This window comes from Pseudomonas sp. EA_5y_Pfl2_R50 (assembly GCF_963970475.1).
Classification (GTDB): domain Bacteria; phylum Pseudomonadota; class Gammaproteobacteria; order Pseudomonadales; family Pseudomonadaceae; genus Aquipseudomonas.
Window position 1 is genome coordinate 1 of sequence record NZ_CAXAPT010000060.1, and the last position, 663, is coordinate 663.

At 65.3% G+C, this 663-nt stretch carries 1 protein-coding gene; it reads right to left on the minus strand.

Annotated elements, in window-relative coordinates:
- Positions 1 to 663: RHS repeat domain-containing protein (locus AACY19_RS26695; RefSeq protein ID WP_339454481.1), on the minus strand; the 663-nt coding region annotated here is incomplete at both ends.

Below are 663 nucleotides of genomic sequence, written 5' to 3' on the forward strand. Positions count from 1 at the left end.
AATACTGCCCCTGAAAGCGCAGCGGCTGGTCCAGGTAGTCCTCGCCGGCGAGGGTGATCGCGGCGACTTTGCCGTAGGCGTCGTATTGCGCCGACCAGACGATGTCGCCGCTGTAGTCGGTGAGTTCCTGCGGGGTGCCGAGGTGGTCGAGTTGGTAGTAGAACGGGCAGGCTTTTTTCGGGCCTTTGCCGTCGAGCAAAGCCAGCGGGCGGAAGGTGCCGGGTTCGTAGACGTAGCTGCGGTGATGGGTCGGGCTGCTTTCGGCGACGAGGTGGTCGCCTTGCCAGAAGAACTCGGTGATTTCGCCGTCGACGGTTTTGCGGATGCGCCGGCCGAAGGCGTCGTATTGGTAGCTCGCGGTTTGGCCGTGCGGGCGGGTCAGGCCGATGAGGCGGTGCTGGCAGTCGTAGCGGTATTCGGTGACGAGTTTTTGCGCGGTGCCACGACGTTCGCGGATCAGGTTGCCGAAAGCGTCGTAGTCGTAATGCCGGTCGCCCTGCATCAGCAGGCGGTTGCCCTTGATCTGCGCCGGGCCTGGACGGTCCTGCATCAGCAGGTTGCCCGCCGGGTCGTGGGCGAAGGTTTCCGGCAGTTCGTCGCGTGAGTGGCGCACGCGGATCAGCCGGTCGAGGGCGTCGTAGCCGTAGGTGCGCTGGCCGTGAC